The sequence below is a fragment of the Streptomyces sp. NPDC059994 genome, from assembly GCF_042737755.1.
Lineage (GTDB): Bacteria > Actinomycetota > Actinomycetes > Streptomycetales > Streptomycetaceae > Streptomyces.
In genome coordinates, this window is sequence record NZ_JBHWUR010000042.1 from 1 (window position 1) to 19,861 (window position 19,861).

The following is a 19,861-nucleotide window of genomic DNA, read 5'->3' on the forward strand; positions in this document are numbered from 1 at the left end:
CCCGAAACCACCCTCCGCCCCCCACCCACCCCCGGAGGGTCTAGGTGAAGGGGCGGGGTGGGGCCAAAAAGAACCCCGCGGGCTAGCCGCGCAGCTCCTCCGCCACCAGTTCCGCGATCTGGACCGCGTTCAGCGCAGCCCCCTTGCGGAGGTTGTCGTTGGACAGGAACAGCGCGAGACCGTTCTCCACGGTCTCGTCGACCCGGATGCGGCCCACATACGACGCGTCCTTGCCCGCGGCCTCCAGCGGCGTCGGAATCTCCGAGAGTTCGACGCCGGGAGCCGAGGCCAGGAGCTCGTACGCCCGCTCCACCCCGATCGCCCGCGAGAAGCGCGCGTTCACCTGGAGCGAGTGGCCCGAGAAGACCGGGACGCGCACGCACGTGCCGGACACCTTCAGGTCCGGGATGCCGAGGATCTTGCGGGACTCCTTGCGGAGCTTCTGCTCCTCGTCCGTCTCGTACGACCCGTCGTCCACGATCGACCCGGCCAGCGGCAGCACGTTGAAGGCGATCGGGCGCTTGTAGACGCCGGGCTCCGGGAACGACACCGCGTCCCCGTCGAAGGCGAGCTGGTCCGCCGACTCGGCCACGGCGCACGCCTGGGTGTGCAGCTCCGCCACGCCCGCGAGGCCGGAGCCGGACACGGCCTGGTAGGTCGTGGCGACCATCGCGGTCAGCCCGGCCTCCTCGTGGAGCGGCCGCAGCACCGGCATCGCGGCCATCGTGGTGCAGTTCGGGTTGGCGATGATCCCCTTGGGGCGGTCCTTGATCGCTTCCGGGTTCACCTCGGAGACCACCAGCGGTACCTCGGGGTCGCCCCGCCACGCCGACGAGTTGTCGATCACGACGGCGCCCTGCCCGGCGACCTTCTCCGCCAGCGCGCGCGACGTCGCGCCGCCCGCCGAGAAGATCACGATGTCCAGGCCGGTGTAGTCGGCCGTGGACGCGTCCTCGATGGTGATCTCCCGGCCCTCCCACGTGAGGGTGGAGCCCGCGGACCGCGCGGAGGCGAACAGGCGCAGCTCGTCGACCGGAAACTTCCGCTCGGCGAGGATGGTGCGCACGACTCCGCCGACCTGTCCGGTGGCTCCGACGATTCCGACCCTCACGGTGACTCCTTTTGTACGTGCATGTACGGCTCGGGCGCCTCCATCATGCGTCGGCGCCCGGCGGACTTGTCCAATCCATTGTCCGGGGGATGGGACGGCCCGGAGGCCGGCCGGACAGGTAAGCGGGAGATCCCTTCCCACTTGTGACGAGTTCATGGCAGCTCTGTTGCATCCGCCCCGGAATGCCCCCGGACGGCCCTTTCGCTGGTTACGGTCCTGCGGTCGGGACCGATAAACGGTCACCAGCACCCGTATTCCGGAGGAACTCGTGCGCGCATCCCGCCGCAGCCGGGCCATAGCGGTCCTGGCCGTAGCCCCCGTACTCCTGGCGGCCGCAAGCCCGGCCGTCGCCCACCCGCAGGGCCACTCCCACGACCGCAAGGACCCGCAGAAGCAGGCGGAGCGGCTCGCCAGGAAGCTGGTGTCGCAGGCGTCGGGGGAGAGCGCCTACCGCCACCTGGAGCAGTTCCAGAAGATCGCCGACGCCAACGGCGGCAACCGCGCCGCGGGCACGCCCGGCTACGACGCCTCGGCCGCGTACGTCTACGGACAGCTCAAGAGGGCCGGGTACGACGTCTCGTACCAGGACTTCGACATCTACGAGTCCAAGACCCTGCGCGAGAAGCTCACCGTGCTCTCGCCCGCGCCGCGCGAGCTGAAGACCACCGCCTACCAGTTCAGCAAGGCGAGCCCGGCCGGCGGCCTCACCGCCCAGGTCAAGGCGGCCCGTGTCGACGCCACCCCGGGCTGCGCGCTCGACGACTACGCGTCGGACACCTTCACCGGCAAGATCGCCCTGGTCAAGCGCGGCAGCTGCACCTTCCAGCAGAAGGAGGCCGTCGCGGCCGAGGCGGGCGCCGCCGGGATCATCCTCTACAACCACTCCGGCGACGCCCCCGTCCGCGGCACCGTCAGTGACCCCGCCAACGCGCACATCCCGGCCACCGGCATCTCGCTCGCCGACGGCGAGGCACTGGCCGCGCAGGTCGCCAAGGGCGACGTCACCGTCACCCTGGACGTCGCCACCGAGGCCGTCGCCCACCAGACCCGCAACGTGATCGCCGAGACCAGGGGCGGCGACCCGGCGAACGTCGTCGCGCTCGGCAGCCACCTCGACTCGGTCCCGGCCGGACCCGGCATCAACGACAACGGCTCCGGCTCGGCCGGTCTGCTCGAAGTCGCGCTCAAGCTCGCCAAGGAGACCGAGCAGACCAGGAAGCACCCCAAGCCCACCGCCAACAAGGTGCGGTTCGCCTGGTGGTCGGGCGAGGAGCTGGGCCTGCTGGGCTCCGAGCACTACGTCAAGTCCCTTGACGACAAGCAGAAGCAGCAGATCAAGCTGTACCTCAACTTCGACATGATCGGCTCGCCCAACCCGGCCGAGCTCGTCTACGACGGCGACGACTCCGACCACGTGGGCGAGGGCGCGGGCCCGGCCGGATCCGCCCAGATCGAGCGGCTCATCAACGGCTACCTGGACAAGAAGCGCGTCCCACACTGGGGCACCGACTTCGACGGCCGCTCCGACTACGGCCCGTTCATCGAGCAGGGCATCCCGGCGGGCGGCACCTTCACCGGCGCCGAGGGCCTCAAGACCGAGGAGCAGGCGGCCAAGGCGGGCGGCACGGCCAAGCAGCCCTACGACGCCAACTACCACGCGGCCGGTGACACCCTGAAGAACATCGACCGCAAGTACTTCGACCTCAACATCGACGTCATCGCGCACGCGGTCGGCACGTACGCCCAGGACCTGAGCTCGCTCAAGGGCTGAGCCCGTACGCGCGTACCCACGCGAAAGGGCCCGGCGTTCGTCGTGAACGCCGGGCCCCTTCGCGTGACTTACACCGTTACGGCGTGACCTTCTCGATCACGACGCTGCCGGTGCCCGCGGCGGTGCCGCGCGCGTTGACCAGCTTGACCTCGCCGAAGAACTGGCGTCCCTCGGGGGCCGCGCCGCTCACCAGGACCTGCGCGCCGACGGTCGCCGTGGCGCCGTTGGCGAGCTTGACCGTCTTCGAGTCGTCGACCTTGACGGTGCCGAGCGACGGCGCGTAGTACACGTCGCGGTAGTTGTACGTCGTCGTCCCGGACGGGACCGCGTAGCCCGCGACCTGGATGGTGTAGGTGCCGGCGGCCGGCTTCAGCAGGCTGACGGCCTCCTCGGAGTCGCCGTCCGCGGACGAGCCGACCTGCACGCCGTCCTTGAGGACCGCGAGGTCCAGGTCGGCCGCGGTGTCCGAGACGCCGCCGATGGCGACGTCGAGGCGCTCCACGCCCTCGCCGATGGTCAGCGTGCTCGTCTGGAGCTCACCGGCCTTGATGGTCGGCTTGGCGACCTTCGCGGAGCCCAGCGAGCCGCCCTGCAGCTTGCCGTCGATGGCGGCGAAGCCGTTGGTGACCTTCCACTCGACCGGGGTCGAGGTGCCGACCTTGGCCTCCGGGACCGTCTTCACGGCCGGGTCGAAGGCGGCGCCGAGCAGCGCGACATCCAGCTTGTACGGGTTGTCGAGGTACGGCGACGTACGGCGCGACTCGACCTCGATCTCCCACACACCGGGCTGCGGGTCCGCGTAGGAGCGCAGGTCGGGGCGGCACTTGTTGGCCGGGTTGTCGTAGTTCGGGTAGCAGTTGGGCGTCCCCGTGTCGTCGACCGGCACACCGTACGGGTGGATCGCGATGAACCGGGTCTGGCTGCCCGAGCGCAGCGCGCCCATGGAGACCTCAAGGGCCTTGGCGCCCGCCGGGACGGTCACGAAGTACGACTTGGTGCTGTTGCGCTGCACCGAGGACGAGTCCGTGAAGGTGTACGACGGCTTGGCCAGCGGCTTGGAGACGATCACGGTGGCGAGGATCTGCTGGTCCACGCCCTTGGTCCGCTTGTCGTTCACCTCCAGGATGGCGCTGTGCACGCCCGCCGACTTCGGCTGCGCCTGCACCTTGACGGTGACCGGCGTGTTCAGCGCCAGCGCGACCTCGTCGGAGCCCAGGACCTTGAAGGTGCCGTCGTTGTTCCTGATCGACAGCTTGTGCTTGACGGCCTTGTCCGGGCCCGTGGTGCGGGTGACCGTGACCTCGTACGTCTTCTTCTCGCCCGCCTTGAGGCCGCCCTCGCGGTCGTAGATGCCGGTGCCGAAGCCCGGCGTCTTCAGCGCGAAGTCGATCGCGGTCTTCACCGGCGCCTTGACGCTGTACTCATGGGCGGTGGCGCCGTCCTGGATCGCGTCCCAGGCGTCGACGATGTCGATCAGGCCCGCGCCCTCGGCGTACGCCTGAACACCCTTGATGTGCTTGGCCGTCGACGTCAGCGCGGTGCGCAGGTCGGCCGGGGCCAGGTCGAGGTGCTTCTGCTTGGCGGCCGAGAGCAGCAGGGCCGCGGCGCCCGTCGCCTGCGGCGAGGCCATCGAGGTGCCCTGGAGCATCGAGTAGCCGGCGGGGAGCGAGTAGCCCGACTCCTTGACCGGGGAGCCCGGCAGCCACGTCTGCGTGGTGTTGATCGCGGCACCCGGCGCCGACAGGGTCGGCGTGAAGCCGCCGTCCTCACGCGGACCGCGCGAGGAGAACGGCATCATGTCGTACTTCTTCGACACGTTGGAGCCGTAGTTGGCGGCCCAGGTCTGCTGCGAGATGGTGGCGCCGACCGAGATGACGTGGTCCGCCAGGCCCGGGTCGCCGATGGTGTTGACGCCGGGGCCCTCGTTGCCGGCCGAGATGACCAGCTGGACGCCGTAGCTGTCGATCAGGCGCTTGTAGAGCTCGGAGCGCGCGTTGTTGCCGTCGTTGAGCGCCGGCAGACCGCCGATCGACATGTTGACGATGTCGACGTGGCGGTTGGTGACCAGGTCGATCATGCCCTCGGTCAGCGCGATGTTGGTGCAGCCGCCGGACCAGTTGCAGGCCCGCGAGGAGACGATCTTGGCGCCGGGAGCGGCGCCGCTCATCTTGCCGCCGAACAGGCCGTTCGCGGCGGTGATGCCCGCGACGTGGGTGCCGTGCTCGGACTCGATGACGCCGATGTTGACGTAGTCGGAGGTGTGCCCGGCCGCGTCGTACTTCACGTCCTTGCGGATCTCGACCGTGAACGGCATCCGCTCGACGACGTCGGTCGCCGGGTTGTCCGTACCGAAGTAGCCGACCTGGTAGCCGTCCTTGTACGGCTTCATGGCCTCGTCGTCGGTGAAGTCACCGTTGTTGTTGAGGTCCACGCGGACGGTCCCGGCGACCGGGTCGTAGAGCACGCCCCAGGTGTCGGTGGTGTCGCCGTCGCGGTTCAGGTCGCCCTTGGCGTCGCCGCCCGCGGTGATCTTCTCCGAGAAGAGGCTCACGTCGTACGAGCCCGCCGGGGCCTTCCAGCTGCGGCCCTGGAAGGTGAACTCCGGGCCGGCGACGGCGGTGTTCATCCGGCGCCAGGTGCCGTCGGCGTCGGCCACCGGGTCGGTCGCGGTGACCCAGTCGACGATCTTGCGCTCGCCGGTGGTGGTCTTCTGCAGCGCCGGGTGGCCCAGGTCCACGCCCGAGTCGAGGACGCCGATGGTGATGCCGCGGCCGTCGGCCTTGGGGTGCTGCTTGACGAAGTCGACCGCGCCCGTCTCGAAGGACGGGTTGTACGGGTTCTTCGCGGGCGTGTCCTTGCCCGGCGCCGCGAACGAGCCCGAGAGCGACTTGCGCGGGGCGGCGGCGCCCTTGGCGCTGTCGGCCGACGGGGTCGGGTCGTCGAGCTGGATCTCCTGCTTGAGGTCGATCCCGTGGACCGAGGGCAGCTTCGCGGCGGCCTTCAGGGCCGACTCCGCGGTGCCGGTCGGCAGGGTGGCCCGCACATAGCCGAGCTTGTCGTCGGTCTTGCCGACGGTGGCGCCGGGCACCGAGTCGAGCTGGTGCGAGACGGCGCCGGTGGCGCCGGGGGCGGTCGCCACCATCACGGTGACGGTCTTCTCGCCCTTGGCCCGGGCGTCGGCGAGCCGCTGCTCGTCGGCCGCGCCGAGCTTGTCCGCGGGGTCCGCCGCGGATTTCGCGGGGGTGGACTTCACCGGAGCGGGCGTCGGATCGGCCGTCCCGGAGGCGAAGACGGGGGCGGCGCCCGCGGCGACGAGCGCGGCCACCATGCCGGCCGCGGCCGCTATCTGGGCCGTGCGTCTAGCGCCGGGTGTGGCGCGCGGTGAATCGGAGGTCATCAGCTTCCCTAATGGTCAGAAAGGGTCCGGAATACGGGGCCGGATGACCGCTGAGCATTTCGTATATGACCGTTGTTTGTGGAGAGTTGACTGGACCCGGAATCGGACATGGCGTAATCCCGCCATACGCCAACGGGCGCCAGGCGGGGTGAAACGGGGCGAATCAGCCCTCGCGGGTGCGGGCGTAGTGACGGGACGCCTTCGCACGGTTGCCGCACGCGGCCATCGAGCACCAACGGCGCGTCCCGTTCCGCGAGATGTCGAAGAAGTGCAGGATGCACGCGTCATGGGCGCAGGCGCGGATCCGGTCCGGCGCGGTGCGCAGCAGATCGAGGTAGTCGCGCGCGGCCGTCCAGGCGGGCCCCCACGCCGGATCGGCGAACTCGGCCCGCTCGCCCGGCCCTTCGGCGGACAAGGTGGCGCGAATGCGGCCGTGTTCGAGGATGGCGTCGACGTCCGCCGCCGCCGGGTCGCCGGGGTTCTCCACGGCCCGCAGCAGCGCCTCCCGGGCCCGCAGCAGCGGCCCGAGCGCGGCTTCGTCGGCGGGGAAGCGGGCGTCGAGGCCGGTGGCGGCGAGCCAGACGGCGAGCCCGTCGACGGAGACCAGCAGGTCCTGGCGCTCCCCGTCGTGCATCCAGCGCGTGTTCAGCAGGTCGAGGGAGACGGGCTCTCCGGTGAGCGGGCGCGGATCGGGCGCGGACATCCCGGGCTCCTCTCGTGGGCGGCGGTGCGGCGTCGCTGAGGCGGCGCCGGTGGCGGAGCTAACCCCTCAAGGTTACGTGACCGGTTGCATCTGAGGTATCTAACCCCTAACCTTCAATTGAGCAGTTAGTTGACCTCGCCCGGAATCCCCGCCTTCGCGCGGGGCGGTCGAGCGCGCGGGGCGGTCGAGCGCGCGCGGGGCGGTCGAGCGCGCGGTGCGGTCGGAGGGGGCGAGCCCGCCGCGGTGGTCCGCGCCCGGCTGCTCACCGGCCGGCCCTCCCCGGCGGGTTCAGGATCGGCTGAAACCGGTCTGATGGTGAACAAGCCGCCCTGCGGCACCGAGGTCTGGGGCCACGGCGGCGGGATCCACGGCTCGTCCTCCGAGGCGCTCACGACGAAGGACGGGCGCCACTCACTGGCGTTCAACTTCAACGGCGACTGGTCGGGCGACAGCGCGGCGGTCGTGGTCGCCGAGTTCTGCGGGACCGCACCGGCGGCCAAGCCGGTCAAGTGACCAAGCCCGTCAAGTGGCCTTGTGGTGCTCCCCTGTTCACTGGGGGAGCACCACCACGTACGCGGCGGGCTCCCGGTCCGCCGACGCCATCAGGGCGGTGCGCACCACGGTCGCCTGCTGCTCCATCGCCTCGCGCAGCTTCCTGGGCGTGAGGTGGACGACGGTGATCCCCAGCCGCTCCAGCGTCTCGCGCCTGCGCGTGTACTCGCACCACAGCTCGTCCTCGTCCTCCTGGCGCCGGCGCCCCTGGCGCGGCGCCCGGGTGTCGAGCTCCACCGCCACCGCCTGGTCCGGCCAGTACGCGTCCACGCCCCCGATGCGCGGCCCGCCCGGCAGTCGCAGGTCCACGTTCCACAGCGGTTCGGGCAGTTCGTGGGTGCGCACCATCTCGTAGAGGCGGTTCTCGGCGATGGCCCGCCCCTCGGCGAGCAGCGAGTCCACCGCGTCCACCACGTGCGCCCGCGTCAGCAGCCGCGCCTGCGTCAACTCCCGTACGAGAGCGGCCGGTTCGCAGTGCCCGCCGCGTACGGCCTCGGTGAGCAGCCGGCGTACCACGTGCGCGTCGGTGAGCTGGGCCACCGCGTCCGCCAGCGCCCTCGGCACCGGCGCCACCGGCACCCCGGCCACCGGCTCCGGCACCGGCATCGCAGGCGCCCGCACCAGGCGCACACAGCCGGTCGAGCGCAGCCGCCGGGTGCGCGGCACCAGCACGTCGATCCGGTCGAGCGAGAGCAGCGGGGGAGCGGAGGAGAAGCGGTGCAGGGCGAGCGCGGCGAGCCCGGTGACGACCGCGTCGCAGAGCGCCGCGTGCGCCTGGCCCTGGACCGGGATCGCCTTGGCGCGCTCGGGGGCCGGGCGCCCCGCGTACAGCAGGGCCGCGTGCAGGCGCTCCTCGCCGGTGGGCGGCCCCGGGTGCAACACGTAGACCCCGGGCAGCAGTTGCTGCCAGGGGCCGCCGGGGCGGCACTGGGCGGCGGCGCTGGAGGCGGGGACGCCGTGGGCGCGCAGCTGGGCCGCGGAGTAGACGCGCCGGTGCACATCGGTGAGGTGACTGAGGGGGCGCGGGGAGAGCGGGGAGGGGGTCTCGCCGCCGAAGGTCGGGGTGTTGTGGTTCATGCCGGGGGGTGTTCCGCGCCCGGAGCGGCCCTTAACCGCTGTTACAAGCTCGTCGACAATTCCGGACAAGCCCGTCCTAAAGTACGGGCGTTCGAGTGCCGATCAGGGGGCCCGTCGCCGGGCCCCCGTCGAACGTCAGCGGGCGGCGGCCGCCGCGTCGCAGGCCTGGCCGCGCAGGGTGCGGGCCAGGTCGTCACGGGCCTCCAGGACCAGCCGGCGCAGCGCCGGGGCCGCGTCCGGGTGGGCGGTCAGCCATTCGTCCGTGGAATCGAGCGTCGACCGGTTGTCCCGCAGGCTCGGGAAGAGCCCCCGGACGACGTCCATGCCGATCTGGATGGACCGCTCGGCCCACAGGCGCTCGATCACCTCGAAGTACTTCGGTGCGTACGGAGCGACCAGCTCGCGCTGCGAGGGCTGGCCGAAACCGGCGATGGTGGCCTCCACCAGCGCGTTCGAGAGCGAGTCGGACTCGACGACCTGCGCCCACGCCTGCGCCTTGACCGCCGCCGACGGCCGGGCCGCCAGGCACCGCACCTGGTGGCGCTTGCCGGAGGCGGTGTCGTCGCGGGCGAGCTCGGCGCCGATCACCGACTCGTCGGCGCGGCCGTGCGCGGCCAGCGGCTCCAGGAGCACCCAGCGCAGTTCCTGGTCGACCTCCAGGCCGTCGATCTTCGCGCTCCCCTCAAGGAGCCCTTCGAGGAGCTGGAAGTCGGCGTCGGCCGTCGCCGTGGAGGCGAAGAAACGGGCCCAGGCCAGCTGGTGCTCGCTGCCCGCAGCCGCGATCCGCAGCTCACGCAGCGCGCCCTCGGCCAGCAGCCGCCCGCCCTGCTCGCGCCACTCGGGCGCCGCGTAGTACGTCTGCGCCGAGCGGGCCCAGGCGTGCAGCATCTGGAGCACGCCGATGTCCGTCTCGCGCCCGGAGTGGGCCAGTACCAGGCTGATGAAGTCCCGCGCGGGCATGAGCGCGTCCCGCGTCAGGTTCCACAGCGCCGACCAGCACAGCGCGCGCGCCAGCGGGTCGGTGATGTCGCCGAGGTGGGCGCGGAGCGTGGCGAGCGAGCCCTCGTCGAAGCGGATCTTGCAGTACGTGAGGTCGTCGTCGTTGACCAGGACCAGCTCGGGACGCTCGGCCCCGGTCAGCTCCGCCACCACCGTGCGCGGCCCGTCCACGTCGACCTCGGCGCGCGCGTACCGCACGAGGGAGCCCGCCTCGGAGCGGTAGAGGCCGACGGCGACCCGGTGCGGGCGCAGCGTCGGATGCGCCTCGACGGCCCCCTGGACCACGGCGAGCTCGGTGATGCGCCCGCCCGCGTCGTAAGTGACCACCGGGGTGAGCGAGTTGACGCCCGCCGTCTGCAGCCAGGACCGCGACCAGGACGTCATGTCCCGCCCTGAGACCTCTTCCAGGACCGACAGCAGGTCGCCCAGGCGCGTGTTCCCGTAGGCGTGGTTCTTGAAGTAGCGCCGGGCGCCCTCCAGGAAGTCGTCGCGCCCCACGTACGCCACCAGCTGCTTGAGGACCGAGGCGCCCTTGGCGTAGGTGATGCCGTCGAAGTTGAGCTTGGCGTCCTCCAGGTCACGGATGTCGGCCGTGATCGGGTGCGTGGACGGCAGCTGGTCCGCGCGGTACGCCCAGGACTTGCGGCCGTTGGCGAAGGTGATCCAGCCGTTGGTGAACCGGGTCGCCTCGACCTGCGAGAAGCTGCCCATGAAGTCGGCGAACGACTCCTTCAGCCACAGGTCGTCCCACCACCGCATGGTGACCAGGTCGCCGAACCACATGTGCGCCATCTCGTGCAGGATGACGTTGGCCCGCCGCTCGTAGGCGGCCTGGGTCACCTTGCCCCGGAAGATGAACTCCTCGCGGAAGGTCACCAGCCCCGGGTTCTCCATCGCCCCGAGGTTGTACTCCGGTACGAAGGCCTGGTCGTACTTGCCGAACGGGTACGGGTAGTCGAACTGGTCGTGGAAGAAGTCGAAGCCCTGCTTGGTGACGAGGAACACGTCGTCCGCGTCGAAGTGCCGGGCCAGGCCCTTGCGGCACATCGCGCCGAGCGGGATCTCCAGCGTGGTGCCGTCGTCGAAGGTGCGGCGGTAGGTGTCCGTCACGTAGTGGTACGGCCCCGCCACCACGCACGTGATGTACGTGGAGATCGGCTTGGTCTCGGCGAACCGCCAGACCCCGTCCTCGCCCCGGGCGCCCTCGCCGTTGGACCACACCGTCCAGCCCTCGGGCGCCGTCGCCTCGAAGCGGTAGGGGGCCTTCAGGTCGGGCTGCTCGAAGTTCGCGAACACCCGCCGGGAGTCGGCCGGCTCGTACTGGGTGTAGAGGTAGACCTCGCCGTCCTCGGGGTCGACGAACCGGTGCAGACCCTCGCCGGTGCGGCTGTACGCACAGTTCGCGTCCACCACCAGCACGTTCTCCGCCGCCAGGTCCGCGAGCGCCACCCGGGTGCCGTCGAAGACCGCGGCCGGATCCAGCGGCTTGCCGTTGAGGGTGACCGCGTTCACCGACGGCGCGACCAGATCCGCGAAGGACTCCGCGCCCGGCCGCGCGCAGCGGAACCGGATCGTGGTGACCGAGCGGAACGTCCTCGGCCCGTCCGGGGCGTCCCCGATCGCGGACCGCAGATCGAGGGCGACGTCGTACCCGTCGACGGACAGCAGATCAGCCCGTTCACGGGCCTCGTCGCGGGACAGATTCTCACCGGGCACGGGCACTCCTTCGTGTCTCGTTCGAACAGCACCGATCCTGTCATGCCCGCCGGGCCGCGGACACGCGGGAATGCGGCGGGTGGCCGGAGGTGTTCCCTTGGTTGATTTCCTGGTGTGACCCGATGAGGAGAGACATGTCCGAGACCGTGCCCCAGACCGGGAAGACCCCTGTCGACTTCTGGTTCGACCCGCTCTGTCCCTGGGCCTGGATGACGTCCCGCTGGATGCTGGAGGTCGAGAAGGTCCGTGATGTCGAGGTCCGCTGGCACGTGATGAGCCTGGGCGTCCTCAACGAGGACAGGCTCGACGACCTGCCCGACTCCTACCGCGAGTTCCTGACGACCCGGGCCTGGGGCCCGGTCCAGGTCGTCATGGCCGCGCAGCAGAAGTACGGCGAGGAGGTCGTCGGCAAGCTGTACACCGCGCTCGGCACCCGCTTCCACAACCAGGACCTCGGCTCCGGCCGCGAGGTCCTCGTCGCCGCCCTGGAGGAGGTCGGCCTGCCCGCCGAGCTCGCCGACCACGCGGACGTCGACAACAGCGCCTACGAGTTCGACGCGGAGCTGCGCGCCTCCCACAAGGAGGGCATAGACAAGGTCGGCCAGGAGGTCGGCACCCCGGTCATCGCCGTGCCCGGCGCGGACGGCGAGCAGATCGCCTTCTTCGGCCCGGTCGTCACCCCGGCCCCCAAGGGCGAAGCCGCCGCACGCCTGTGGGACGGCACGCTCCTGGTCGCCTCGACCCCGGGCTTCTACGAGATCAAGCGCACGCGCACCCAGCGCCCGATCTTCGACTGATCCGGCGCCCCGGCGCCCCCGTCGTTCAGGCACGGCCCCCGCGAGGCACGCACTCGCGGGGGCCGTGCCGCACCCCCGCCTACTCCCCGTCCCGCCTACTCCCCGCCCCGTCCCGCCTACTCCCCGTACAGCGCCGCCAGGCGCGGCAGGCGCCTCGCCATCTCCCCCGTGTCGTCGAAGTCGAAGTCCCAGCCCGGGTCCAGTTCCGGGTAGCGGATCGTGAAGCTGTCGCCGGGGAGTTCCTTGCCGGTCGCGGCCAGGTGCGCGTCCCAGGCGATGCCGAGCGCCTCCTCGCATTCCATCTCCCAGCCCTCCACCGCCGCGTCCCGCACGGCGCTCAGGCCCGCGAGCCCGTCCGGGTCGGCCACCGCGTGGTCGAACACCTCGCGCCCCTGCGCGATCAGCCAGCCCCTGAAACAGTCGAACCCGTCATCCGAGCACCCGCCGTTGATCGTGTACGCCGCGGCCCAGAGCGGCTGGCGGTAGGAGGCGGCCATCAGGTCCCAGAAGACCTGCTGGAATGCCACTATCTCGTCGACCGGCCTGGCCGAGAGCAGGGCCGCGGCCCGCGCCGCGACCGCCTCGGCGTCCGCCGCGTGTGCCACCTGCGCGCGGGCGTCGTCGATGAGCGTCCAGAACTCCTGTGTGTCCATGGCTCCGAGCATGGCACCCGCCACTGACAACGGGCCCGGGGCGAGGGGGTGATGGACCGGCGCACTCCACCGGCGCGCGGGAGTGAAGGGCGCACGGGAGCGAACGGCGCAGCGAACGGCCCCCGCGAGTCACGTCCTCACGGGGGCCGTCCGTTCATTACGCCCGCACGCGAAGGCTGAGAAGACGATCACGAGCAGGGCGATCAGGGGGCCGGGCGGAGCCGGGTTCGGTCCTACGGGACCAGCAGCAGGGTGTTCCCCGCGGCCTTCGCGGCGGCGTAACGCCTCGCCACGTCCTGCCAGTTGACGACGCGCCACATCGCCTCGATGAAGTCCACCTTCTGGTTCCTGTACTGGAGGTAGAAGGCGTGCTCCCAGGCGTCGAAGACCAGGACCGGGGTAGAGCCCTGGCCGACGTTGCCCTGGTGGTCGTAGATCTGCTCGACGACGAGCCGGCCGCTGACCGGCTCGTACGCGAGGACGCCCCAGCCCGAACCCTGCGTCGTGGCCGCCGCCTTGGTCAGCTGGGCCTTGAACTTGGCGAAGGAGCCGAAGGACTCGGCGAGGGCGTCCGCCAGCTCGCCGGTGCCGTCCTTGTCCAGCGGCTCGCCGCCGCCGTCGCCGGTCATGTTGTGCCAGTAGATCGAGTGCAGGATGTGGCCGGAGAGGTGGAACGCGAGGTTCTTCTCCAGGCCGTTGACCGAGCCCCAGGCGTCCTTGTCGCGGGCCTCCGCGAGCTGCTCCAGGGTGTCGTTCGCGCCCTTCACATACGCCGCGTGGTGCTTGTCGTGGTGCAGCTCGATGATCTCCGGGCTGATGACGGGTTCGAGCGCGGCGTAGTCGTACGGAAGTTCAGGAAGCGTGTAAATGGCCATGTCCGAAGCCCCTCCGACTGCTTATTGCAACTAATGTGCAAGTGCACGCTACCAGCAGGTGTGCGCGGTCGCAGCCAAGGGTGACCTCGGCGAAAAGCCCTGCGTCCCGAGGTCTGGGACCTCGGGACGCAGGGCTTGGGGCGGGGTGGCTCAGGCCTCCTGGCGGGCTCCCATGCGCTGGCGCGCGTAGCCGACGGCGGCCAGGACCACGGTCAGGGCGCCGGTCGCCATCAGCTGGTCGCGGGTGTCGGACTGACGGGCCATCAGGATGAAGATCCCGGCCATCGCCACCAGCGCCACCCAGGTCAGCCCCGGGTACAGCCACATCTTCACGACCAGCTTCTCCGGCGTCTCGCGCTCGATGCGCCGGCGCAGCAGCAGCTGGGAGACGGCGATGAAGATCCAGACGACCAGGATCACCGCGCCGATCATGTTCAGCAGCCAGGGGAAGACGTCGTCCGGCCGCCAGTAGCTCAGCAGCACGCACCCGAAGCCGAAGACCGAGGAGCACAGCACCCCGACGCGCGGCACACCGCCGGAGATCCGGCCGAGGGCCTTGGGGCCCTGGCCGCGCTCGACCAGCGAGTACGCCATGCGGGACGCGCCGTAGACGTTGGCGTTCATCGCGGAGAGCAGGGCGACGAGGACGACCACGTTCATGATCTGTCCGGCGCCGTCGATGCCGAGGTGGTCGAGCGCGGCCACGTACGGGCCCTTCTCCACCACGGTCTTGTCGTTCCAGGGCACCAGCGTGACGATGACCGCCATCGAGCCGATGTAGAAGACGGCGATGCGCCACATGGCCGTGCGCACGGCGCGGGCGACGCCCTGCACCGGCTTCTCGGACTCGGCGGCCGCGATGGTCACCGTCTCCAGGCCGCCGTACGCGAAGACGGAGGCGAGCAGTCCGAGCACCAGGCCCTCGGAGCCGTTGGGCAGGAATCCGCCCTCGCCGGTGAGGTTCGAGGTGCCGGGGGCGGGGGTGTCCGGCAGGACGCCGAGGATGGCGAGCAGGCCGAGGACGAGGAAGAGCGTGATGGCGGCGACCTTGAGCGCCGCGAACCAGAACTCGAACTCGCCGAAGTTCTTCACGGCCGCGAGGTTGGTGGCGGTGAAGACGAGCATGAACAGCGCGACCCAGGCCCACTCGGGCGTACCGGGCAGCCAGCCGGTCACGATCTTGGCTGCGCCGATGCCCTCCAGGCCGACCGCGACGCAGAGCAGTACCCAGAACGCCCAGCCGGCGGTGAAGCCGGCCCAGGGCCCGATGGCCCGGTCGGCGTGCACGGAGAAGGAACCGGATGCGGGGTTGGCCGCCGACATCTCGCCCAGCATGCGCATCACGAGCATGACGAGCGCGCCGGATATGCCGTAGGCGAGGACGATCGAGGGGCCGGCGGCGGCGATTCCGGCGCCGGAGCCGACGAAGAGCCCGGCGCCGATGACGCCGCCGAGGGCGATCATCGAGAGGTGGCGCTGCTTGAGACCGTGGGTGAGGGGGGAGTCGACCTTCGGCTGCGCGTCGGTCGTCGCGGGCGCGTTTGTCCGGGACATGGGCAGGCCCTGTTCAGTAGCTGAGACGGGGGGCGGGAGCCACAGTCTGGATGTGGCACCGCTCAGAGGGAACACCAGACCGCTATCCGGACACTCGACTCACACAGCGTGAAGCTCTGCACACATCTCGTCCACGGAACGCATACGTCCGCCCTCGTGGGTCCCGCCAAACCCGCCCGTAACTACCGGTCTGAACTACCGGCCTGACGATCGGTCGGCCGCTTCGGCTGCTTCGACAGTCCTCGCCCGCCACTCCCGTACGAAGGCGACCACGAGCACCGCGCCCGTCGCGCCCGCCGACCACAGCACCTGGGGCCGGGCGTCGTCGTCGAGGAGCATCAGGACGAGCACGGCCGCCATCGCCGCGAGCGCCGCCCACGTCAGCCACGGGAAGGCCCACATCCGCAGCGTGAGCCGCTCCGGGGCCTCGCGCTCGATCCGGGGCCGCAGCCGCAGCTGCGAGACGGCGATCAGGCCCCAGACGAACAGGAGAACCGCGCCGACCGCGTTGAGCATGTAGAGGAAGACCGAGTCGGGCCACTTCAGATTGAGCAGCACCGAGACGAACCCGAAGGCGACCGACGCGAGGACCGCGCGCCGGGGCACCCCGCCGCCCGACACCTTGAGCAGCCCCTTGGGCGCCTCGCCGCGCTCGGCCAGCGAGAAGACCATCCGCGAGGAGCCGTACAGATTGGCGTTGAGCGCGGAGAGCAGGGCCACGAAGACGACCACGTTCATGATCTGCCCCGCGCCCGGGATGCCGATCGAGTCGAGCACCGCCACGTACGGGCTGTGGCCGGGCTCCATCGAGGTCCACGGCAGCAGGGTCACGATGACCAGCATCGAGCCCACATAGAAGAAGAGGATGCGCCAGACCGCGCTGCGCACCGCGCGGCCGACCGCGCGCACCGGGTCGTCCGACTCGGCGGCCGCGATGGTGACGACCTCAAGGCCGCCGAAGGCGAAGATCACCGCGAGGACGCCGGAGACCACGCCGTCCCAGCCGTTGGGCAGGAAGCCGCCCTGCCCGGTCAGGTTGGTGAACCCCACCGGCCCGGTGTCGGGCAGCACCCCGAAGACGGCCAGCAGCCCCAGCACCAGGAACAGCACGATCGCGCCGACCTTGAGCGCCGCGAACCAGAACTCGAACTCGCCGAAGTTCTTCACCGCCGCCAGGTTGGCGCCGGTGAAGACGACCATGAAGGCGAGGACCCAGGCCCACTGCGGCATCCCCGGCACCCAGCCGTGGGCGATCTGGGCCGCGCCCGTCGCCTCCACGGCGAGGACGACCACCAGCAGGAACCAGTACAGCCAGCCGACGCTGAACCCGGCCCACCGGCCGAGCGCCCGCTCGGCGTGGACCGAGAACGACCCCGACGCGGGCATCGCCGACGACATCTCGCCGAGCATCCGCATCACCAGCATCGCGATCGCGCCCGCGATGAGATACGAGACGACGATCCCCGGCCCCGCCACCGCGATCCCGGCCCCCGACCCCACGAAGAGACCGGCACCGATCACCCCGCCCAGGCCCAGCATGGTCAGATGGCGCTGCTTCAGCCCGTGGGACAGCGGCTCGGCCTCCACCGATGCGGTGTCGGCGGCGGTGGCCCCGGCCGTGGTCTTGCCGTCGTGCATGGCGCTCGCAACTCTCGGATCAGCAACTGATCGTTTATGGGGAACCTACAGTCTCCCCGAGCCCGAGCCGTATCCGCAAAACCGTCCGTACTCCTCATCATTCCAGTGACGAGGGTCACGCCATCGGACGGAAGCAGTCCGGCCTTTGTGTGATCTCCACCAAGGCCCCAACCGCCGCTTTGTGGGCCGCTGATGGTGATCGAGTGAGAATCCCTCGGCTAACGTCACCGTTGTCCCCAGCACGTATCCCGCTGCCCGTCCCCGACTTCGCGGAGCCCACGATGGCCACGACCACAGTCACTGCCCCCGCCGCACCCCGTACCGGAAAGGTCCTCGCCGACCTGCTGCCCGGCGCCCGCACCCGGGACATCGCCCTGGTGCTCGGCGGGGCGGCGCTCACCGGCGTGGCCGCCCAGATCGCCGTGCCCGTCCCCGGCTCCCCGGTCCCCGTCACCGGCCAGACCTTCGCGGCCCTGCTGGTGGGCACCTCGCTCGGCGCCCGCCGCGGCTTCCTCTCGCTCGGGCTGTACGCGCTGATCGGCATGGCCGGGATGCCGTGGTTCGCGAACGGCACCTCGGGCGCGGGCGGCGCGTCCTTCGGTTACGTGCTCGGCATGCTGCTCGCCTCCACCGTCGTGGGCGCCCTCGCCCGCCGGGGCGGCGACCGCTCGGTGCCGCGCACCGCGGGCACGATGGTCCTCGGCTCGGCGATCATCTACGCGGTCGGCGTCCCGTACCTGGCCGCCTCGACCGGTATGTCCCTGAACCAGGCGGTCGCGGCGGGCCTCACCCCGTTCCTGCTCGGCGACGCGCTGAAGGCGGCGCTGGCGATGGGGGCGCTGCCGGCGGCGTGGAAGTTCGTGGGCCGCAAGTAACGAAGAGTGCCTCGGCGGAAAGGGCCCGGAAGCGCTGAGCGCGTCCGGGCCCTTCCGCATGTCAGTACGTCATGTCAGTGCCTCTTCAGTGCCTCTTCAGTGCTTCATCAGTGCTTCATCAGTGCGTACGCCTGCGGTGCTGGCGGGTGCTGGCCCACCAGATGCCGGTGGAGCCGACGAAGAGGAGCAGGCCTGCGGCTGCGAGCAGCGGCAGTACGCCGTCGTTGACGCCGGTCTTGGGGAGCTGGGACGGCGGGGTCGGGGCGGGAGTGCCGGGTGTGGTCGGGGACGGGCCGGCGGAGCCGCCCGGCGGCGCGGCCGGCACGTTGTCGGTGCCGAGCAGCAGTGGGGTGTCGGGGGCGTTGGGCGTCGGCCTGGTCGTCCCGAACGGGACCGGCCCCTGCTGCCAGAGCAGTTTCTCGCCGGTGCCCTCGGTGACCGGCAGGCAGATCTTTCCGGTCTTCTTCAGGTCGTATGTGGCGGAGACGGTGTACGACTTGTCGGCGCCGGCGGCCAAGTTGTCGATGGCACAGGCGAATCCGGTGTTGGTCCCCTTCGGCAGCTTGTTCTCGGGCACCGTCACGCATCCGTCCACGCCGGTGATCCGCATGCCGTCGAGGCCGAGGACGGTGAGGGTGATCCGGCCGGTGTCCTTGGTTCCCTTGTTGAGGATTTTCGCGGTGAGAGTGGTATTTCCGGAGGAATTGGCGACCTTGATTTCCTTCGGCAGCTCGGTGGAGATCTTGAGCTCGGCCGGGGCGCTGGGCCCGGGCGACCCGCCCTGATCACTTCCGGGTGTCGGATCAGCGGCATAAGCCGCCGCCCCGAAAGGCAAAAGCAGCAAACCTGCGAACAGGCCGGCGGCCAGAGATCCCCAGTGTTTTGTCGAACGCATTTCCCATCCCCCTCAGCCGAGTTGGGCGGCTGGCGTACTGAAAGCGGTGCTGAGAAGGGTCCCACAAGATTTCGCGGAATTATGCTGTGATGGTGGCAAGTTCGTGTTTCTGTCCTGGTCGCACCAGGTGCTGAGGGGGCGGGCGGTAATGCCGGGAATTCGGGGGCTATTGGTAGCGGGGCGATACCGACTCGACGTCACGATCGGCCAGGGGGGAATGGGGCGGGTGTGGCGGGCGTTCGATGAAATCCTGGACCGCAGGGTCGCCGTGAAAGAGATGCGCATGAACGACCTCGATGCCGAGGACAGCCGCATCCGCCGCGAACGCACCCTGCGCGAGGCGCGGGCGACGGCCCGCATCGACCATCCGAACGTGGTGCGCGTCTACGACGTGGTGGAGGAGTCCGACCGCCTCTGGATCGTGATGGAGCTGGTGGACGCGCGCTCCCTGGAGCAACTCCTGGTCGAGGACGGCCCGGTGACCCCGCGCGAGGCGGCGCGGATCGGTCTGGGCCTGGTGGAGGCGTTACGGGAGGTGCACGCGGTAGGAGTCCTGCACAGGGACATCAAGCCGGGCAACGTGCTCCTCAGCCGCACGGGCAGGATCGTCCTGACGGACTTCGGCATCGCCGCGATCCAGGACACGACGGCGCTGACGGTGGTGGGGATGCTGGTCGGCTCGCCGGACTACATGGCGCCGGAACGGGTGGGCGGCAGGCCCCAGGGTCCGGCGTCGGACCTGTGGTCCCTGGGCGCGACGCTGAGCGCGGCGGTGGGCGGCCAGTCGCCGTTCGCCCGCGAGACGACGCTGGCGACGCTGCACGCGGTCCTGTACGAGGAGCCCGAACTCCCGAGCACGGCGGGCCCCTTGGCCCCCGCACTGGCCGCGCTCCTGGTGAAGACCCCGGACGACCGCCCCGGCCTGGACGCGTTGACCACCCTCCTGATGCCGGTAGCGGCCCCACCCACGGTCCTGGCCCGCACCCCGACACTGGCGGTCCCGGCGCACAGCCCGGCGCCCGAGGCATCGGAGTCACTGAGTCCGCCCACCCCGGCGCACGAGCCCCACCCCGCAACGGAACGGGCCAAGAGCCGCCCGGGGCACGCAGGGACGGGAGCGCCCCCGCCTCCCCCACCCACGCGGGACGCCGGGAACGAAGCCCCCGCAGCCGTGCAAGGGCCCGTGGCCCCGACGCTTCCGCCAGGGGCCGAGGCTTCCCAGCGGGGTCCGAGTCAGCGCCCCGCCTG

At 70.8% G+C, this 19,861-nt stretch carries 14 protein-coding genes and 1 pseudogene; 5 read left to right on the forward strand and 10 right to left on the reverse strand.

Annotation, left to right across the window (positions count from 1 at the left end):
- Window positions 1–82 precede the first annotated feature (82 nt).
- The gene (locus tag ACFWA7_RS21315) at window positions 83–1,111 is read right to left on the reverse strand and encodes an aspartate-semialdehyde dehydrogenase (RefSeq protein WP_385549192.1); all 1,029 of its coding nucleotides are present in this window, start codon (window positions 1,109–1,111) and stop codon (window positions 83–85) included.
- A gap of 268 nt (window positions 1,112–1,379) precedes the next feature.
- Here ACFWA7_RS21315 and ACFWA7_RS21320 point away from each other — a divergent pair, with 268 nt between their 5' ends.
- Window positions 1,380–2,882 carry a M28 family metallopeptidase gene (locus ACFWA7_RS21320; RefSeq protein WP_385824562.1) on the forward strand — a complete coding sequence of 501 codons (1,503 nt, stop codon included), beginning with the start codon at window positions 1,380–1,382 and terminating at the stop codon, window positions 2,880–2,882.
- A gap of 76 nt (window positions 2,883–2,958) precedes the next feature.
- Here the strand turns inward: ACFWA7_RS21320 and ACFWA7_RS21325 are convergent, their stop codons facing one another.
- Complete coding sequence (locus ACFWA7_RS21325) at window positions 2,959–6,279, reverse strand: S8 family serine peptidase (protein WP_385824564.1); 3,321 nt, start codon at window positions 6,277–6,279, stop codon at window positions 2,959–2,961.
- A 163-nt stretch (window positions 6,280–6,442) separates the two neighbouring features.
- Complete coding sequence (locus tag ACFWA7_RS21330) at window positions 6,443–6,982, reverse strand: CGNR zinc finger domain-containing protein (RefSeq protein ID WP_385549183.1); 540 nt, start codon at window positions 6,980–6,982, stop codon at window positions 6,443–6,445.
- A 327-nt stretch (window positions 6,983–7,309) separates the two neighbouring features.
- Here ACFWA7_RS21330 and ACFWA7_RS21335 point away from each other — a divergent pair.
- Window positions 7,310–7,495: pseudogene (locus ACFWA7_RS21335) on the forward strand (hypothetical protein); the annotation flags it as partial.
- Between the two features lie 36 nt (window positions 7,496–7,531).
- Here the strand turns inward: ACFWA7_RS21335 and ACFWA7_RS21340 are convergent.
- Window positions 7,532–8,611: a hypothetical protein gene (locus tag ACFWA7_RS21340; RefSeq protein ID WP_385824566.1), complete on the reverse strand. Its 1,080-nt coding sequence runs from the start codon at window positions 8,609–8,611 to the stop codon at window positions 7,532–7,534.
- A gap of 135 nt (window positions 8,612–8,746) precedes the next feature.
- Entirely contained in the window at window positions 8,747–11,326 is a 2,580-nt protein-coding gene (gene pepN / locus ACFWA7_RS21345; protein WP_385824568.1) for an aminopeptidase N, read from the reverse strand.
- Window positions 11,327–11,460: 134 nt separating this feature from the next.
- Here pepN and ACFWA7_RS21350 point away from each other — a divergent pair, with 134 nt between their 5' ends.
- Window positions 11,461–12,123, forward strand: coding sequence for a DsbA family protein (locus ACFWA7_RS21350; protein WP_385549175.1), 663 nt, complete (start codon window positions 11,461–11,463; stop codon window positions 12,121–12,123).
- 116 nt (window positions 12,124–12,239) lie between these two features.
- Here ACFWA7_RS21350 and ACFWA7_RS21355 read toward each other — a convergent pair whose 3' ends face one another.
- The 4 genes from ACFWA7_RS21355 to ACFWA7_RS21370 all read right to left on the reverse strand — a co-directional run bounded on the left by ACFWA7_RS21355 (window position 12,240) and on the right by ACFWA7_RS21370 (window position 16,843).
- Window positions 12,240–12,776 (reverse strand): DUF4240 domain-containing protein, encoded by a 537-nt coding sequence (locus ACFWA7_RS21355; protein WP_385549172.1) that lies wholly within the window; start codon window positions 12,774–12,776, stop codon window positions 12,240–12,242.
- 233 nt (window positions 12,777–13,009) lie between these two features.
- Window positions 13,010–13,651, reverse strand: a complete 642-nt coding sequence (locus ACFWA7_RS21360) for a superoxide dismutase (RefSeq protein WP_385549169.1) — start codon at window positions 13,649–13,651, stop codon at window positions 13,010–13,012.
- A 150-nt stretch (window positions 13,652–13,801) separates the two neighbouring features.
- On the reverse strand, window positions 13,802–15,205 hold the full coding sequence (locus tag ACFWA7_RS21365) for an amino acid permease (RefSeq protein ID WP_385824570.1): 1,404 nt from the start codon (window positions 15,203–15,205) through the stop codon (window positions 13,802–13,804).
- 195 nt (window positions 15,206–15,400) lie between these two features.
- Entirely contained in the window at window positions 15,401–16,843 is a 1,443-nt protein-coding gene (locus ACFWA7_RS21370; RefSeq protein WP_385824572.1) for an amino acid permease, read from the reverse strand.
- Between the two features lie 281 nt (window positions 16,844–17,124).
- Between ACFWA7_RS21370 and ACFWA7_RS21375 the strand changes: the two genes are divergently transcribed.
- Window positions 17,125–17,718, forward strand: coding sequence for a biotin transporter BioY (locus tag ACFWA7_RS21375; RefSeq protein ID WP_385548811.1), 594 nt, complete (start codon window positions 17,125–17,127; stop codon window positions 17,716–17,718).
- A 118-nt stretch (window positions 17,719–17,836) separates the two neighbouring features.
- Here the strand turns inward: ACFWA7_RS21375 and ACFWA7_RS21380 are convergent, their stop codons facing one another.
- Window positions 17,837–18,562, reverse strand: a complete 726-nt coding sequence (locus ACFWA7_RS21380; RefSeq protein ID WP_385824574.1) for a hypothetical protein — start codon at window positions 18,560–18,562, stop codon at window positions 17,837–17,839.
- A 268-nt stretch (window positions 18,563–18,830) separates the two neighbouring features.
- Between ACFWA7_RS21380 and ACFWA7_RS21385 the strand changes: the two genes are divergently transcribed.
- On the forward strand, window positions 18,831–19,861 hold a 1,031-nt coding region (locus tag ACFWA7_RS21385), incomplete at its 3' end, for a protein kinase (protein ID WP_385824576.1).

What these genes read in the sequence shown, in the direction of transcription:
- ACFWA7_RS21325 (WP_385824564.1), bottom strand. Translation starts at nt 6,279, where the DNA reads ATGACCTCCGATTCACCGCGCGCCACACCCGGCGCTAGACGCACGGCC.
- ACFWA7_RS21330 (WP_385549183.1), bottom strand. Translation starts at nt 6,982, where the DNA reads ATGTCCGCGCCCGATCCGCGCCCGCTCACCGGAGAGCCCGTCTCCCTC.
- ACFWA7_RS21340 (WP_385824566.1), bottom strand. Translation starts at nt 8,611, where the DNA reads ATGAACCACAACACCCCGACCTTCGGCGGCGAGACCCCCTCCCCGCTC.
- ACFWA7_RS21350 (WP_385549175.1), top strand. Translation starts at nt 11,461, where the DNA reads ATGTCCGAGACCGTGCCCCAGACCGGGAAGACCCCTGTCGACTTCTGG.
- ACFWA7_RS21355 (WP_385549172.1), bottom strand. Translation starts at nt 12,776, where the DNA reads ATGGACACACAGGAGTTCTGGACGCTCATCGACGACGCCCGCGCGCAG.
- ACFWA7_RS21360 (WP_385549169.1), bottom strand. Translation starts at nt 13,651, where the DNA reads ATGGCCATTTACACGCTTCCTGAACTTCCGTACGACTACGCCGCGCTC.
- ACFWA7_RS21365 (WP_385824570.1), bottom strand. Translation starts at nt 15,205, where the DNA reads ATGTCCCGGACAAACGCGCCCGCGACGACCGACGCGCAGCCGAAGGTC.
- ACFWA7_RS21370 (WP_385824572.1), bottom strand. Translation starts at nt 16,843, where the DNA reads ATGCACGACGGCAAGACCACGGCCGGGGCCACCGCCGCCGACACCGCA.
- ACFWA7_RS21375 (WP_385548811.1), top strand. Translation starts at nt 17,125, where the DNA reads ATGGCCACGACCACAGTCACTGCCCCCGCCGCACCCCGTACCGGAAAG.